Origin of the sequence: Vibrio paracholerae (assembly GCF_037672085.1) — a bacterium.
Taxonomy (GTDB): domain Bacteria; phylum Pseudomonadota; class Gammaproteobacteria; order Enterobacterales; family Vibrionaceae; genus Vibrio; species Vibrio cholerae.
Map to the genome: position 1 here is coordinate 179,415 of NZ_JBBHLM010000003.1, position 17,520 is coordinate 196,934.

At 49.6% G+C, this 17,520-nt stretch carries 4 protein-coding genes, 6 tRNA genes and 6 rRNA genes; 3 read left to right on the forward strand and 13 right to left on the reverse strand.

What is annotated here, in order from left to right:
- Window positions 1–8: 8 nt before the first annotated feature.
- Complete coding sequence (vexB, locus tag R4537_RS18135) at window positions 9–3,119, forward strand: multidrug efflux RND transporter permease subunit VexB (protein WP_071178724.1); 3,111 nt, start codon at window positions 9–11, stop codon at window positions 3,117–3,119.
- Between the two features lie 115 nt (window positions 3,120–3,234).
- A complete protein-coding gene (gene ubiK, locus R4537_RS18140) occupies window positions 3,235–3,486 on the forward strand; it encodes a ubiquinone biosynthesis accessory factor UbiK (protein ID WP_000458935.1) in 252 nt (83 codons plus the stop codon).
- A gap of 137 nt (window positions 3,487–3,623) precedes the next feature.
- Here ubiK and ilvC read toward each other — a convergent pair whose 3' ends face one another.
- On the reverse strand, window positions 3,624–5,108 hold the full coding sequence (ilvC, locus tag R4537_RS18145; RefSeq protein WP_071178723.1) for a ketol-acid reductoisomerase: 1,485 nt from the start codon (window positions 5,106–5,108) through the stop codon (window positions 3,624–3,626).
- Window positions 5,109–5,245: 137 nt separating this feature from the next.
- On the opposite strand from ilvC, the gene ilvY reads away from it, so the two are divergent.
- Window positions 5,246–6,142 carry an HTH-type transcriptional activator IlvY gene (ilvY, locus tag R4537_RS18150; RefSeq protein ID WP_001022813.1) on the forward strand — a complete coding sequence of 299 codons (897 nt, stop codon included), beginning with the start codon at window positions 5,246–5,248 and terminating at the stop codon, window positions 6,140–6,142.
- 110 nt (window positions 6,143–6,252) lie between these two features.
- Here ilvY and R4537_RS18155 read toward each other — a convergent pair.
- The 12 genes from R4537_RS18155 to R4537_RS18210 form a co-directional block, all read right to left on the reverse strand.
- Window positions 6,253–6,343 (reverse strand) — tRNA-Ser (locus R4537_RS18155).
- A 47-nt stretch (window positions 6,344–6,390) separates the two neighbouring features.
- A 5S ribosomal RNA gene (gene rrf / locus R4537_RS18160) occupies window positions 6,391–6,506 on the reverse strand.
- 131 nt (window positions 6,507–6,637) lie between these two features.
- A 23S ribosomal RNA gene (locus R4537_RS18165) occupies window positions 6,638–9,524 on the reverse strand.
- Between the two features lie 342 nt (window positions 9,525–9,866).
- Window positions 9,867–9,942 (reverse strand) — tRNA-Val (locus tag R4537_RS18170).
- 31 nt (window positions 9,943–9,973) lie between these two features.
- Window positions 9,974–10,049: transfer RNA gene (locus R4537_RS18175), tRNA-Lys, on the reverse strand.
- A gap of 19 nt (window positions 10,050–10,068) precedes the next feature.
- Window positions 10,069–10,144 (reverse strand) — tRNA-Glu (locus R4537_RS18180).
- Between the two features lie 68 nt (window positions 10,145–10,212).
- Window positions 10,213–11,755, reverse strand: a 16S ribosomal RNA gene (locus R4537_RS18185).
- 358 nt (window positions 11,756–12,113) lie between these two features.
- Window positions 12,114–12,229: ribosomal RNA gene (rrf, locus tag R4537_RS18190) — 5S ribosomal RNA — on the reverse strand.
- A 130-nt stretch (window positions 12,230–12,359) separates the two neighbouring features.
- Window positions 12,360–15,246: ribosomal RNA gene (locus R4537_RS18195) — 23S ribosomal RNA — on the reverse strand.
- A gap of 302 nt (window positions 15,247–15,548) precedes the next feature.
- Window positions 15,549–15,624 (reverse strand) — tRNA-Ala (locus tag R4537_RS18200).
- A gap of 8 nt (window positions 15,625–15,632) precedes the next feature.
- A tRNA-Ile gene (locus tag R4537_RS18205) sits at window positions 15,633–15,709 on the reverse strand.
- Between the two features lie 62 nt (window positions 15,710–15,771).
- Window positions 15,772–17,314 (reverse strand): 16S ribosomal RNA (locus R4537_RS18210).
- Together the 16S, 23S and 5S rRNA genes with 6 tRNA genes alongside form the textbook arrangement of a ribosomal RNA operon.
- Between the last annotated feature and the right edge of the window lie 206 nt (window positions 17,315–17,520).

Sequence of the window (17,520 nt, forward strand, 5' to 3'; positions counted from 1 at the left end):
GAGGCATCATGCGCTTTACTGATGTTTTTATAAAACGTCCAGTTTTAGCGGTATCGATCAGCTTTTTGATTGTGTTGCTTGGTCTACAAGCCATTTTCAAAATGCAGGTGCGTGAATACCCTGAAATGACTAACACCGTAATTACGGTAAGCACCGGCTATTACGGTGCCAGTGCCGATTTGATTCAAGGTTTTATTACTCAACCCTTGGAACAAGCGGTAGCACAGGCGGATAACATTGATTTTATGACGTCACAGTCCGTGTTGGGTCGCTCGACCATCACAGTGACCATGAAATTGAATACGGATCCGAACGCCGCGTTATCTGATGTTCTGGCCAAGACCAACTCGGTTCGCTCGCAGTTGCCTAAAGAAGCGGAAGATCCGACCGTCACCATGTCGACAGGTTCAACCACCGCGGTTCTGTATATTGGTTTCACCAGTGATGAATTGGCATCCAGCCAAATCACTGATTACTTAGAGCGCGTGGTTAATCCACAGCTTTACGCAGTCAATGGTGTATCAAGTATCGATCTGTACGGCGGTATGAAATACGCGCTCCGCGTATGGCTCGATCCAGCCAAAATGGCGGCACTAAACCTCTCCGCAGCGGATGTGATGAGCATTCTTAATGCCAACAACTATCAGTCGGCTACCGGTCAGGCGATTGGTGAATTCGTTCTTTATAACGGTAGCGCCGATACCCAAGTCTCCACAGTGGAAGACTTAGAAAATCTGGTGGTGAAAGCCGAGAAAGGTACCGTGACTCGCCTAGGTGATATCGCTAAAGTCACCTTAGCTAAGAGTCATGATACCTATCGCGCGAGTGCAAATGGCCGTGAAGCGGTCGTTGCCGCGATTAACGCTGCCCCAAGTGCGAACCCTATCAACATCGCCAAAGATGTGCTTGAGATGCTGCCTGAGCTGCAGAAAAACATGCCAAGCAACATTGAAATGAACGTGTTGTATGACTCAACGGTTGCGATCAATGAATCGATCCACGAGGTTATCAAAACCATCCTAGAAGCGGCGCTGATCGTTCTTGTGGTCATCACTCTGTTCTTGGGTTCACTGCGTGCCGTACTCATCCCGATTGTCACTATCCCGCTTTCACTGATTGGTGTTGCTATGGTGATGCAGATGATGGGCTTCTCTTGGAACCTAATGACGCTACTGGCGATGGTTCTGGCGATCGGCCTTGTGGTTGACGATGCGATCGTCGTTCTAGAGAACGTTGACCGCCATATCAAAGAAGGGGAATCCCCTTTCCGCGCGGCGATCATCGGTACCCGTGAAATTGCCATCCCAGTTATTGCGATGACGCTGACGTTGGGTGCGGTCTATGCGCCGATTGCCTTGATGGGCGGTATCACCGGCTCACTGTTTAAAGAGTTTGCGCTCACACTGGCTGGTTCCGTTTTTGTGTCCGGGATTGTTGCATTGACTCTGTCGCCGATGATGTGTTCAAAGATGCTCAAAGCCAATGAAGCGCCGAACAAATTTGAACTGAAAGTGCACCATTTACTGGATCGCATGACGGCACGCTATGAACGCATGCTGACCGCGGTGATGGCTCATCGCCCTGTGGTTATTGCCTTTGCGTTTATCGTTTTTGCAAGTTTACCAATGCTGTTTAAGTTCATTCCAAGTGAGCTTGCACCGTCGGAAGATAAAGGGGTAATCATGCTGATGGGTACAGGCCCATCGAATGCCAACCTCGATTATCTGGCGAATACGATGGATGATGTGAATAAAATTCTGTCTGATCAGCCAGAAGTTCAGTTCGCTCAGGTGTTTACTGGTGTTCCTAACTCAAACCAGGCGTTTGGTATTGCGTCAATGGTGCCATGGAGCCAGCGTGAAGCTAGCCAAGCCACAGTAACCAACCGCGTGGGTACCTTGGTACAAGATATCCCAGGTATGGCGGTAACGGCATTCCAGATGCCAGAACTGCCTGGTGCAGGCTCTGGCTTACCGATCCAATTTGTGATCACCACGCCAAGCAACTTTGAAAGCTTGTTTACCATCGCCACCGATGTGCTGACCGAAGTCAAAGCCAATCCCATGTTCGTCTACTCGGATCTGGATCTCAACTTCGATTCCGCAACGATGAAGATCAATATCGATAAAGATAAAGCCGGTGCCTACGGCGTGACCATGCAAGATATTGGCATCACGCTCAGCACCATGATGGCCGACGGTTATGTTAACCGTATCGACCTCAACGGCCGCTCTTACGAAGTGATCCCGCAAGTGGAACGTAAATGGCGTCTCAACCCTGAATCGATGAACAGCTACTACGTTCGCGCGGCAGATGGCAAAGTGATCCCACTCGGTAGCCTAGTTACGATTGATGTGGTTGCAGAACCTCGCTCGCTACCCCACTTCAACCAGCTCAACTCTGCCACCGTAGGTGCGGTGCCAGCACCGGGCACGGCTATGGGGGATGCCATCAACTGGTTTGAGAATTTGGCAAGCAGCAAACTGCCTAAAGGCTATAGCCATGACTACATGGGTGAAGCTCGTCAGTATGTGACCGAAGGTAGCGCGCTGTATGCCACATTTGGCCTAGCGCTGGCGATCATTTTCTTGGTGTTGGCGATTCAGTTTGAATCTCTCAGAGATCCTTTGGTTATCATGGTCTCTGTACCACTCGCCATTTGTGGTGCCTTGATCGCACTGGCTTGGGGTACGGCAACCATGAACATCTACTCGCAGGTTGGCTTGATCACACTGGTCGGTCTTATCACTAAACACGGTATTTTGATCTGTGAAGTGGCCAAAGAGGAGCAGTTACACAACAAACTCAGCCGGATTGAGGCTGTCATGCATGCCGCTAAAGTGCGTCTGCGCCCAATCCTAATGACCACTGCAGCGATGATCGCAGGCCTAATCCCACTGATGTACGCCACTGGCGCAGGGGCTGCGCAGCGCTTCAGTATCGGTATTGTTATCGTCTCTGGTCTGGCAATTGGTACCTTGTTTACTCTGTTTGTACTGCCGGTGATTTACAGCTACCTGGCAGAGAAACACAAACCACTACCGGTGTTTGTTGAGGATAAAGATCTGGAGAAATTGGCCCGCATTGATGAAGCCAAAGCGGCTCATCGTCAGCTGTAATCCAATATTCAGTCTCATCACAAAAGGCCATTTCGATGGCCTTTTTTATTATCCAATCTAACGACATCCCTAGCTGAATTGCATAGAATGTTGGCAACTTAACAGGAGAATTACTATGTTTGATGCAAAAAAACTCGAGCAGATCGCCAAGCAAATCCATGAAGCCATGCCACAACCCGTCAAAGAACTGGGTGCTGATGTAGAACAGAAAGTGCGTCAGGTCATTCAAGGCCAACTCAATAAACTGGATGTGGTCAGCCGCGAAGAGTTTGATGTGCAAACTCAAGTGCTGTTACGCACTCGTCAAAAGCTCACTGAGTTAGAGCAGAAAATGGCTGAGCTTGAAGCCAAATTAGCGGATAAATAAGCGCTGAGTTCATACAGTAAATACGTAAGAGTTCAATCTCTGAAAACCCAATAAAGAAAGGCTTAGTCATACGACTAAGCCTTCTTGGTTTTTATTATAGTGTGTTGTTGTGTTTGCTTTGGAAATCAATTTAGGGATTAATCACCCACGGCGATGCGCTTCATGTCTTTCATGTAGCCACGCAGCTCTTCACCGATATACTCAACCGGATGGTTACGGATGATGCTGTTTACTTCGATAAGCGTCGCGTTATCAACTTGATTAGAGACCACGCCTAATCCTCTACCAATCACATCGGTGCCCACTTTCGGCATAAACTTTTCACGTAGCAGTGGTACCGCCACATTGGCAAACAGATAGTTACCGTACTCAGCAGTGTCAGAGATTACCACGTTCATTTCATACAGACGCTTACGCGCTACCGTATTGGCAATCAGTGGGAGTTCGTGCAGCGATTCATAGTAAGCCGATTCATCGATGATGCCTGAAGCCGTCATCGCTTCAAACGCCAACTCAACCCCAGCACGCACCATGGCAATCATCAAAATACCGTTATCAAAGTATTCTTGCTCAGCAATTCTTACGTCGGTTGTTGGATAGTTCTCAAACGCCGTCTCAGCGGTTTCTGCACGCCAACCGAACAAGTCTTTATCATCATTCGCCCAATCCGCCATCATGGTGCTAGAGAAGTGGCCAGAAATGATGTCATCCATATGCTTGTTGTACAGCGGGCGCATCAGATCTTTCAACTCTTCAGACAGCTCAAACGCTTTGATTTTTGCAGGGTTAGACAGGCGATCCATCATATGAGTAATACCGCCAAACTTGAGTGCTTCGGTAATGGTTTCCCAACCAAATTGCAAAAGCTTGCCCGCATAACCAGGGTCGATGCCATCAGCAACCATTTTCTCGTAACAAACGATAGAGCCCGCTTGCAGCATACCGCAGAGAATGGTTTGCTCACCCATCAAATCGGATTTCACTTCCGCCACAAAAGAAGAAGCTAAACAGCCCGCACGATGGCCACCCGTTGCCGCAGCCCACGCTTTAGCAATTTCCCAACCTTCACCTTGCGGATCGTTTTCAGGGTGTACTGCGATGAGAGTAGGAACGCCGAAACCGCGCTTATACTCTTCACGAACTTCCGTACCCGGACATTTTGGTGCCACCATCACAACCGTGATGTCTTTACGGATTTGCATGCCCTCTTCAACGATATTAAAACCGTGTGAGTAACCCAAGGCTGCACCTTGCTTCATCAGAGGCATCACCGCATTGACCACACTGGTGTGCTGCTTATCTGGCGTCAAGTTAATCACCAAATCTGCGGTTGGGATGAGTTGTTCATAACTACCCACGTTGAAGCCATTATTCTTGGCATTCTTAAATGACTGACGTTGCTCATCAATCGCAGCCTGACGTAGAGCGTAAGAAACATCTAAACCTGAATCACGCATATTGAGGCCTTGGTTTAGGCCTTGAGCCCCACAGCCCACGATCACCACTTTCTTACCTTTTAGGTAGTCAGCTTCGGTTGCAAACTCTTCTCGCGCCATAAAACGACAACGACCAAGTTGATCCAACTGTTCACGCAGGTTCAGCGTATTGAAATAATTCGCCATGAGGATGCTCCTTAATAAGTGATTCCGTTAAGTCGGTGCGATATGACCGAATAAACTCATACTAAGCCAGAGACAAAATTGCGCAAAGTGATATATTCACAACTAGTTATTGCAACAAATGCAACGTAGGAACTTTTGTGAACATCAAAACTCTGCAGCTATTCATGCATCTATGTGACTGCAAAAATTTCAGTAAAACCGCTTCTGCAATGCATCTCAGCCCTTCCGCACTCAGTCGGCAGATACAGAAGCTGGAGCAAGATTTAGGTCATACACTTTTTCTGCGCGACAACCGCAGTGTTGAACTCACTCCCGCAGCCCACCAATTACTGCCTGTTGCGGCACGCATCATTCACGATTGGCGACAATTCACTACCGAACTCAACGATCACAGCCAAGAACTGCGAGGAGAGATAAAGCTGTTCTGCTCGGTTACGGCCAGTTATAGCCACTTACCTGAGCTTCTTAGCTCATTTCGCCTCAAGCATCCTTATATCGAATTTAAACTGCTAACAGGCGATCCGGCACAAGCGATCGATAAAATCCTGCACGATGAAGCGGATATAGCAATTTCTGCGATGCCTGAACAACTGCCAAGCCGCATTGAATTCGCCACAATCAGTGAGATCCCTCTTTCCGTCATCGCACCACTTGGGATCAGCAGCTTTATGGATGAGCTACAAAAAGAGCAACCTGATTGGAATGAAATACCCTTTATTGTTCCGGAGTCGGGAACCGCGCGCGATAGAGCCAATACCTGGTTTAAGCAAATGAAGATAAAGCCCAATATCTACGCTCAGATCGCAGGACATGAAGCGATTGTTAGCTTGGTGGCTCTTGGATGTGGAGTAGGGATTGCTCCGGATGTGGTTATCAATAACAGCCCTGTACGTGACAAGATCCAGCGCTTAAGCGTCCCCCCCATCAAACCCTTTATGCTCGGCGTTTGCTGCAAGCGTTCACAGTTAGATAACCCGCTTGTCCAAGCACTATGGCGGGTCGTTTCGGCAAAGAAAAGTGTTGTTGATAAATAAAGAACTTTAGAAGAATAGGTTATCGGTACTGTATCGATAACCTAGATATTGAAAATCAAAATGACAGAATGCAAAAAGGCCGCTGAGTTATCAGCGGCCTTTCTTAATAGTGGCGGAGAGATAGGGATTTGAACCCTAGGATAGCTATTAACCATCGCCGGTTTTCAAGACCGGTGCTTTCAACCACTCAGCCATCTCTCCGCAAATTGTGTGCTAATAGCGTGGTGACACTATCAGCGAGATTAAAAGCCTGGCGATGTTCTACTCTCACATGGGGAGACCCCACACTACCATCGACGCTGTTTCGTTTCACTTCTGAGTTCGGGATGGAGTCAGGTGGGTCCAAAACGCTATGGTCGCCAAGCAAAATTCTGTTTTTGTTCTCACTTTCTCTTAAAAAGTGATAACCAACAATTCTGGAAAGCTGTCTTTGTTCTCTCAACACATTCTTATGCGCTTAGCTTTGAGTCCAATACAAAACCCCTTGGGTGTTGTATGGTTAAGCCTCACGGGCAATTAGTACAGGTTAGCTCAACGCCTCACAACGCTTACACACCCTGCCTATCAACGTTCTAGTCTCGAACAACCCTTTAGGACAGTTAAACTGTCAGGGAAGACTCATCTCAGGGCTCGCTTCGCGCTTAGATGCTTTCAGCGCTTATCAATTCCGAACTTAGCTACCGGGCAATGCGTCTGGCGACACAACCCGAACACCAGAGGTTCGTCCACTCCGGTCCTCTCGTACTAGGAGCAGCCCCCTTCAATCTTCCAACGCCCACGGCAGATAGGGACCGAACTGTCTCACGACGTTCTAAACCCAGCTCGCGTACCACTTTAAATGGCGAACAGCCATACCCTTGGGACCGACTTCAGCCCCAGGATGTGATGAGCCGACATCGAGGTGCCAAACACCGCCGTCGATATGAACTCTTGGGCGGTATCAGCCTGTTATCCCCGGAGTACCTTTTATCCGTTGAGCGATGGCCCTTCCATACAGAACCACCGGATCACTATGACCTGCTTTCGCACCTGCTCGAACCGTCATTCTCGCAGTTAAGCGGGCTTATGCCATTGCACTAACCTCACGATGTCCAACCGTGATTAGCCCACCTTCGTGCTCCTCCGTTACTCTTTGGGAGGAGACCGCCCCAGTCAAACTACCCACCAGGCACTGTCCTCACCCCAGATAATGGGGCTAAGTTAGAACATCAAACATACAAGGGTGGTATTTCAAGGACGGCTCCAACGCAACTAGCGTCACGTCTTCATAGCCTCCCACCTATCCTACACATGTAGGTTCAATGTTCAGTGCCAAGCTGTAGTAAAGGTTCACGGGGTCTTTCCGTCTAGCCGCGGGTACACTGCATCTTCACAGCGATTTCAATTTCACTGAGTCTCGGGTGGAGACAGCGTGGCCATCATTACGCCATTCGTGCAGGTCGGAACTTACCCGACAAGGAATTTCGCTACCTTAGGACCGTTATAGTTACGGCCGCCGTTTACCGGGGCTTCGATCAAGAGCTTCGCTTGCGCTAACCCCATCAATTAACCTTCCGGCACCGGGCAGGCGTCACACCGTATACGTCATCTTGCGATTTTGCACAGTGCTGTGTTTTTAATAAACAGTTGCAGCCACCTGGTATCTGCGACTCTCGTCAGCTCCATCCGCGAGGGACTTCACCATCAAGAGCGTACCTTCTCCCGAAGTTACGGTACCATTTTGCCTAGTTCCTTCACCCGAGTTCTCTCAAGCGCCTTGGTATTCTCTACCCGACCACCTGTGTCGGTTTGGGGTACGATTCCTGACTATCTGAAGCTTAGAGGCTTTTCCTGGAAGCATGGCATCAATGACTTCACTGCCGTAGCAGCTCGACGTCGTGTCTCAGCCTTAGAAAGAGCCGGATTTACCTAACTCTTAAGCCTACGCACTTGAACCAGGACAACCGTCGCCTGGCCCACCTAGCCTTCTCCGTCCCCCCATCGCAATAGTCAGAAGTACGGGAATATTAACCCGTTTCCCATCGATTACGCCTTTCGGCCTCACCTTAGGGGTCGACTCACCCTGCCCCGATTAACGTTGGACAGGAACCCTTGGTCTTCCGGCGAGGAGGTTTTTCACCCCCTTTGTCGTTACTCATGTCAGCATTCGCACTTCTGATACCTCCAGCAGCCCTTACAGACCACCTTCAACGGCTTACAGAACGCTCCCCTACCCAATATCTAAAAGATATTGCCGCAGCTTCGGTGTATTGCTTAGCCCCGTTACATCTTCCGCGCAGGCCGACTCGACTAGTGAGCTATTACGCTTTCTTTAAATGATGGCTGCTTCTAAGCCAACATCCTAGCTGTCTGAGCCTTCCCACATCGTTTCCCACTTAGCAATACTTTGGGACCTTAGCTGGCGGTCTGGGTTGTTTCCCTCTCCACGACGGACGTTAGCACCCGCCGTGTGTCTCCCGGATAGTACTTACTGGTATTCGGAGTTTGCAAAGGGTTGGTAAGTCGGGATGACCCCCTAGCCTTAACAGTGCTCTACCCCCAGTAGTATTCGTCCGAGGCGCTACCTAAATAGCTTTCGGGGAGAACCAGCTATCTCCGAGTTTGATTGGCCTTTCACCCCTAGCCACAAGTCATCCGCTAATTTTTCAACATTAGTCGGTTCGGTCCTCCAGTTGATGTTACTCAACCTTCAACCTGCCCATGGCTAGATCACCCGGTTTCGGGTCTATATCCAGAGACTGAGCGCCCAGTTAAGACTCGCTTTCGCTACGGCTCCCCTATACGGTTAACCTTGCCACTGAATATAAGTCGCTGACCCATTATACAAAAGGTACGCAGTCACACCACGAAGGTGCTCCTACTGCTTGTACGTACACGGTTTCAGGTTCTATTTCACTCCCCTCACAGGGGTTCTTTTCGCCTTTCCCTCACGGTACTGGTTCACTATCGGTCAGTCAGGAGTATTTAGCCTTGGAGGATGGTCCCCCCATATTCAGACAGGATATCACGTGTCCCGCCCTACTCGATTTCACGCTCGATGAAGCGTCGGTTACGGGGCTATCACCCTGTATCGCCAAGCTTTCCAGCTTGTTCACCTACTTCACCGAGTGCTTAAGGGCTAATCCAGGTTCGCTCGCCGCTACTACCGGAATCTCGGTTGATTTCTTCTCCTCGGGGTACTTAGATGTTTCAGTTCCCCCGGTTTGCTCTGTTAACCTATGTATTCAGTTAACAGTAACTGCTTATGCAGTTGGGTTTCCCCATTCGGAAATCGCAGACTCAAACGGCTCTTACTGCCTTATCTGCGCTTATCGCAAGTTAGTACGTCCTTCATCGCCTCTGACTGCCTAGGCATCCACCGTGTACGCTTAGTCACTTAACCATACAACCCGAAGGAGTTTCGGATTGCTGTTTAAACAACCTAAGTTGTCTCGCGTTTAATTTACATGAGTGCGAGACAGATTTTGCCGGACTCAAATTTGAACAAGACCGAAGTCTTATTCGATACCAAGCACACTTGAATGTGTTGTTGGTGTTTATCTTTCGATAAACATTGAGAACTTTACAAACAACAATAAATTGTTGTTTTGTCAGCTTTCCAAATTGTTAAAGAGCAAAGTACTTCTTATCACTAAGAGCCACTTTTTAAGGACTTTCGGCGGCAAAAATCCGAACCACGCAGTGTTGGGTGGTTTGGAAATTTATTCCAAAAATACTTAAAGAGTGGTGGGCGATACCGGGTTCGAACCAGTGACCCCCTGCTTGTAAGGCAGGTGCTCTCCCAACTGAGCTAATCGCCCACATGTTTTTACTTCCTGTGGAGGAAGAGAGTGGTGGGTCGTGCAGGATTCGAACCTGCGACCAATTGATTAAAAGTCAACTGCTCTACCGACTGAGCTAACGACCCCCTAACTTCACAACGGAAGTGGTATCCCGTAGGGGAGTCGAACCCCTGTTACCGCCGTGAAAGGGCGGTGTCCTAGGCCTCTAGACGAACGGGACACTAAGATACTCTTCTCTAATCTAAACCGAATCAATCTCTGTGGACACTCATCACGATAATCATCGTATAAGGAGGTGATCCAGCGCCAGGTTCCCCTAGCGCTACCTTGTTACGACTTCACCCCAGTCATGAACCACAAAGTGGCAAGCGTCCTCCCGAAGGTTAAACTACCTGCTTCTTTTGCAGCCCACTCCCATGGTGTGACGGGCGGTGTGTACAAGGCCCGGGAACGTATTCACCGCAACATTCTGATTTGCGATTACTAGCGATTCCGACTTCATGGAGTCGAGTTGCAGACTCCAATCCGGACTACGACGTACTTTGTGAGATTCGCTCCACCTCGCGGTATCGCTGCCCTCTGTATACGCCATTGTAGCACGTGTGTAGCCCTACTCGTAAGGGCCATGATGACTTGACGTCGTCCCCACCTTCCTCCGGTTTATCACCGGCAGTCTCCCTGGAGTTCCCACCATTACGTGCTGGCAAACAAGGATAAGGGTTGCGCTCGTTGCGGGACTTAACCCAACATTTCACAACACGAGCTGACGACAGCCATGCAGCACCTGTCTCAGAGCTCCCGAAGGCACTCCCGCGTCTCCGCAGGATTCTCTGGATGTCAAGAGTAGGTAAGGTTCTTCGCGTTGCATCGAATTAAACCACATGCTCCACCGCTTGTGCGGGCCCCCGTCAATTCATTTGAGTTTTAATCTTGCGACCGTACTCCCCAGGCGGTCTACTTAACGCGTTAGCTCCGAAAGCCACGACTCTAGGTCACAACCTCCAAGTAGACATCGTTTACGGCGTGGACTACCAGGGTATCTAATCCTGTTTGCTCCCCACGCTTTCGCATCTGAGTGTCAGTATCTGTCCAGGGGGCCGCCTTCGCCACCGGTATTCCTTCAGATCTCTACGCATTTCACCGCTACACCTGAAATTCTACCCCCCTCTACAGTACTCTAGCTTGTCAGTTTCAAATGCAACTCCTAGGTTGAGCCCAGGGCTTTCACATCTGACTTAACAAACCACCTGCATGCGCTTTACGCCCAGTAATTCCGATTAACGCTTGCACCCTCCGTATTACCGCGGCTGCTGGCACGGAGTTAGCCGGTGCTTCTTCTGTAGGTAACGTCAAATGATTAAGGTATTAACTTAACCACCTTCCTCCCTACTGAAAGTACTTTACAACCCGAAGGCCTTCTTCATACACGCGGCATGGCTGCATCAGGCTTGCGCCCATTGTGCAATATTCCCCACTGCTGCCTCCCGTAGGAGTCTGGACCGTGTCTCAGTTCCAGTGTGGCTGATCATCCTCTCAGACCAGCTAGGGATCGTCGCCTTGGTGAGCCCTTACCTCACCAACTAGCTAATCCCACCTGGGCATATCCGGTAGCGCAAGGCCCGAAGGTCCCCTGCTTTGCTCTTACGAGGTTATGCGGTATTAGCCATCGTTTCCAATGGTTATCCCCCTCTACCGGGCAATTTCCCAGGCATTACTCACCCGTCCGCCGCTCGCCACCCAAGGAACAAGTTCCTCTGTGCTGCCGCTCGACTTGCATGTGTTAGGCCTGCCGCCAGCGTTCAATCTGAGCCATGATCAAACTCTTCAATTAAAAGTTTTGTGAAGCTTTCGCTTCGGCTCAATGAATACTGATTACATTCTTTGCTTAATAAAAAGCGAAGTAATGTTGAATTGACTGTGCTGAATGATTGCTCATTCAAATGGTCACTCAGTTCATTGATAAATCTTTTTTGATTATCATCAACGAGTGCCCACACAGATTGATTGGTTTATATTGTTAAAGAGCTTGGCTTTCAGTGCCTTAGCACGTCAGCGAGGTGCGTATAATACGCTGCCCACTTTGAAAGTCAACATAAAACTCTAAATTTTTAGAACTTTATGGTGACTCGTCTATTGCTAGACTAGTCGGAGCTTTTGTCTTCACTTTTAAAAAGTGAAAATAAATTAAAGCCTGGCGATGTTCTACTCTCACATGGGGAGACCCCACACTACCATCGACGCTGTTTCGTTTCACTTCTGAGTTCGGGATGGAGTCAGGTGGGTCCAAAACGCTATGGTCGCCAAGCAAAATTCTTTTTTGATTTCACTTTTTCTTAAAAAGTGATAACCAACAATTCTGGAAAGCTGTCTTCGTTCTCTCAACACATTCTTATGCGCTCAGCTTTGAGTCCACTACAAAACCCCTTGGGTGTTGTATGGTTAAGCCTCACGGGCAATTAGTACAGGTTAGCTCAACGCCTCACAACGCTTACACACCCTGCCTATCAACGTTCTAGTCTCGAACAACCCTTTAGGACGGTTAAACCGTCAGGGAAGACTCATCTCAGGGCTCGCTTCGCGCTTAGATGCTTTCAGCGCTTATCAATTCCGAACTTAGCTACCGGGCAATGCGTCTGGCGACACAACCCGAACACCAGAGGTTCGTCCACTCCGGTCCTCTCGTACTAGGAGCAGCCCCCTTCAATCTTCCAACGCCCACGGCAGATAGGGACCGAACTGTCTCACGACGTTCTAAACCCAGCTCGCGTACCACTTTAAATGGCGAACAGCCATACCCTTGGGACCGACTTCAGCCCCAGGATGTGATGAGCCGACATCGAGGTGCCAAACACCGCCGTCGATATGAACTCTTGGGCGGTATCAGCCTGTTATCCCCGGAGTACCTTTTATCCGTTGAGCGATGGCCCTTCCATACAGAACCACCGGATCACTATGACCTGCTTTCGCACCTGCTCGAACCGTCATTCTCGCAGTTAAGCGGGCTTATGCCATTGCACTAACCTCACGATGTCCAACCGTGATTAGCCCACCTTCGTGCTCCTCCGTTACTCTTTGGGAGGAGACCGCCCCAGTCAAACTACCCACCAGGCACTGTCCTCACCCCAGATAATGGGGCTAAGTTAGAACATCAAACATACAAGGGTGGTATTTCAAGGACGGCTCCAACGCAACTAGCGTCACGTCTTCATAGCCTCCCACCTATCCTACACATGTAGGTTCAATGTTCAGTGCCAAGCTGTAGTAAAGGTTCACGGGGTCTTTCCGTCTAGCCGCGGGTACACTGCATCTTCACAGCGATTTCAATTTCACTGAGTCTCGGGTGGAGACAGCGTGGCCATCATTACGCCATTCGTGCAGGTCGGAACTTACCCGACAAGGAATTTCGCTACCTTAGGACCGTTATAGTTACGGCCGCCGTTTACCGGGGCTTCGATCAAGAGCTTCGCTTGCGCTAACCCCATCAATTAACCTTCCGGCACCGGGCAGGCGTCACACCGTATACGTCATCTTGCGATTTTGCACAGTGCTGTGTTTTTAATAAACAGTTGCAGCCACCTGGTATCTGCGACTCTCGTCAGCTCCATCCGCAAGGGACTTCACCATCAAGAGCGTACCTTCTCCCGAAGTTACGGTACCATTTTGCCTAGTTCCTTCACCCGAGTTCTCTCAAGCGCCTTGGTATTCTCTACCCGACCACCTGTGTCGGTTTGGGGTACGATTCCTGACTATCTGAAGCTTAGAGGCTTTTCCTGGAAGCATGGCATCAATGACTTCACTACCGTAGTAGCTCGACGTCGTGTCTCAGCCTTAGAAAGAGCCGGATTTACCTAACTCTTAAGCCTACGCACTTGAACCAGGACAACCGTCGCCTGGCCCACCTAGCCTTCTCCGTCCCCCCATCGCAATAGTCAGAAGTACGGGAATATTAACCCGTTTCCCATCGATTACGCCTTTCGGCCTCACCTTAGGGGTCGACTCACCCTGCCCCGATTAACGTTGGACAGGAACCCTTGGTCTTCCGGCGAGGAGGTTTTTCACCCCCTTTGTCGTTACTCATGTCAGCATTCGCACTTCTGATACCTCCAGCAGCCCTTACAGACCACCTTCAACGGCTTACAGAACGCTCCCCTACCCAATATCTAAAAGATATTGCCGCAGCTTCGGTGTATTGCTTAGCCCCGTTACATCTTCCGCGCAGGCCGACTCGACTAGTGAGCTATTACGCTTTCTTTAAATGATGGCTGCTTCTAAGCCAACATCCTAGCTGTCTGAGCCTTCCCACATCGTTTCCCACTTAGCAATACTTTGGGACCTTAGCTGGCGGTCTGGGTTGTTTCCCTCTCCACGACGGACGTTAGCACCCGCCGTGTGTCTCCCGGATAGTACTTACTGGTATTCGGAGTTTGCAAAGGGTTGGTAAGTCGGGATGACCCCCTAGCCTTAACAGTGCTCTACCCCCAGTAGTATTCGTCCGAGGCGCTACCTAAATAGCTTTCGGGGAGAACCAGCTATCTCCGAGTTTGATTGGCCTTTCACCCCTAGCCACAAGTCATCCGCTAATTTTTCAACATTAGTCGGTTCGGTCCTCCAGTTGATGTTACTCAACCTTCAACCTGCCCATGGCTAGATCACCCGGTTTCGGGTCTATATCCAGAGACTGAGCGCCCAGTTAAGACTCGCTTTCGCTACGGCTCCCCTATACGGTTAACCTTGCCACTGAATATAAGTCGCTGACCCATTATACAAAAGGTACGCAGTCACACCACGAAGGTGCTCCTACTGCTTGTACGTACACGGTTTCAGGTTCTATTTCACTCCCCTCACAGGGGTTCTTTTCGCCTTTCCCTCACGGTACTGGTTCACTATCGGTCAGTCAGGAGTATTTAGCCTTGGAGGATGGTCCCCCCATATTCAGACAGGATATCACGTGTCCCGCCCTACTCGATTTCACGCTCGATGAAGCGTCGGTTACGGGGCTATCACCCTGTATCGCCAAGCTTTCCAGCTTGTTCACCTACTTCACCGAGTGCTTAAGGGCTAATCCAGGTTCGCTCGCCGCTACTACCGGAATCTCGGTTGATTTCTTCTCCTCGGGGTACTTAGATGTTTCAGTTCCCCCGGTTTGCTCTGTTAACCTATGAATTCAGTTAACAGTAACTGCTTATGCAGTTGGGTTTCCCCATTCGGAAATCGCAGACTCAAACGGCTCTTACTGCCTTATCTGCGCTTATCGCAAGTTAGTACGTCCTTCATCGCCTCTGACTGCCTAGGCATCCACCGTGTACGCTTAGTCACTTAACCATACAACCCGAAGGAGTTTCGGGTTGTTGTTTAAACAACCTAAGTTGTCTCGCGTTTAATTTACATGAGTGCGAGACAGATTTTGCCGGACTCAAATTTTGAACAAGACCGAAGTCTTATTCGATACCAAGCACACTTGAATGTGTTGTTGGTGTTTATCTTTCGATAAACATTGAGAACTTTACAAACAACAATAAATTGTTGTTTTGTCAGCTTTCCAAATTGTTAAAGAGCAAGATTCCCTTTCTATTTAAAGAAAAGATGAACCATTTTTAAACATTCTCAGCGAAAACGCTTAAAGATGGTGGAGTTATGCGGGATCGAACCGCAGACCTCCTGCGTGCAAGGCAGGCGCTCTCCCAGCTGAGCTATAACCCCATCGTTAGTGGTGGGTCTGAGTGGACTCGAACCACCGACCTTACGCTTATCAGGCGTACGCTCTAACCACCTGAGCTACAGACCCACTTAATGCTCAAATCTAAACCGAATCAATCTGTGTGGACACTCATCACGATAACCATCGTGTAAGGAGGTGATCCAGCGCCAGGTTCCCCTAGCGCTACCTTGTTACGACTTCACCCCAGTCATGAACCACAAAGTGGCAAGCGTCCTCCCGAAGGTTAAACTACCTGCTTCTTTTGCAGCCCACTCCCATGGTGTGACGGGCGGTGTGTACAAGGCCCGGGAACGTATTCACCGCAACATTCTGATTTGCGATTACTAGCGATTCCGACTTCATGGAGTCGAGTTGCAGACTCCAATCCGGACTACGACGTACTTTGTGAGATTCGCTCCACCTCGCGGTATCGCTGCCCTCTGTATACGCCATTGTAGCACGTGTGTAGCCCTACTCGTAAGGGCCATGATGACTTGACGTCGTCCCCACCTTCCTCCGGTTTATCACCGGCAGTCTCCCTGGAGTTCCCACCATTACGTGCTGGCAAACAAGGATAAGGGTTGCGCTCGTTGCGGGACTTAACCCAACATTTCACAACACGAGCTGACGACAGCCATGCAGCACCTGTCTCAGAGTTCCCGAAGGCACTCCAGCGTCTCCGCTAGATTCTCTGGAAGTCAAGAGTAGGTAAGGTTCTTCGCGTTGCATCGAATTAAACCACATGCTCCACCGCTTGTGCGGGCCCCCGTCAATTCATTTGAGTTTTAATCTTGCGACCGTACTCCCCAGGCGGTCTACTTAACGCGTTAGCTCCGAAAGCCACGCCTCTAGGGCACAACCTCCAAGTAGACATCGTTTACGGCGTGGACTACCAGGGTATCTAATCCTGTTTGCTCCCCACGCTTTCGCATCTGAGTGTCAGTATCTGTCCAGGGGGCCGCCTTCGCCACCGGTATTCCTTCAGATCTCTACGCATTTCACCGCTACACCTGAAATTCTACCCCCCTCTACAGTACTCTAGCTTGTCAGTTTCAAATGCGATTCCTAGGTTGAGCCCAGGGCTTTCACATCTGACTTAACAAACCACCTGCATGCGCTTTACGCCCAGTAATTCCGATTAACGCTTGCACCCTCCGTATTACCGCGGCTGCTGGCACGGAGTTAGCCGGTGCTTCTTCTGTAGGTAACGTCAAATGATTAAGGTATTAACTTAACCACCTTCCTCCCTACTGAAAGTACTTTACAACCCGAAGGCCTTCTTCATACACGCGGCATGACTGCATCAGGCTTGCGCCCATTGTGCAATATTCCCCACTGCTGCCTCCCGTAGGAGTCTGGACCGTGTCTCAGTTCCAGTGTGGCTGATCATCCTCTCAGACCAGCTAGGGATCGTCGCCTTGGTGAGCCCTTACCTCACCAACTAGCTAATCCCACCTGGGCATATCCGGTAGCGCAAGGCCCGAAGGTCCCCTGCTTTGCTCTTACGAGGTCATGCGGTATTAGCCATCGTTTCCAATGGTTATCCCCCTCTACCGGGCAATTTCCCAGGCATTACTCACCCGTCCGCCGCTCGCCACCCAAGGAACAAGTTCCTCTGTGCTGCCGCTCGACTTGCATGTGTTAGGCCTGCCGCCAGCGTTCAATCTGAGCCATGATCAAACTCTTCAATTAAAAGTTTTGTGAAGCTTTCGCTTCGGCTCAATGAATACTGATTACATTCTTTGCTTAATAAAAAGCGAAGTAATGTTGAATTGACTGTGCTGAATGATTGCTCATTCAAATGGTCACTCAGTTCATTGATAAATCTTTTTTGATTATCATCAACGAGTGCCCACACAGATTGATTGGTTTATATTGTTAAAGAGCGTTCTTCTTGG

Coding starts and splice junctions, on each gene's coding strand:
- ubiK (WP_000458935.1), top strand. CDS start 3,235: ATGTTTGATGCAAAAAAACTCGAGCAGATCGCCAAGCAAATCCATGAA.
- vexB (WP_071178724.1), top strand. CDS start 9: ATGCGCTTTACTGATGTTTTTATAAAACGTCCAGTTTTAGCGGTATCG.
- ilvC (WP_071178723.1), bottom strand. CDS start 5,108: ATGGCGAATTATTTCAATACGCTGAACCTGCGTGAACAGTTGGATCAA.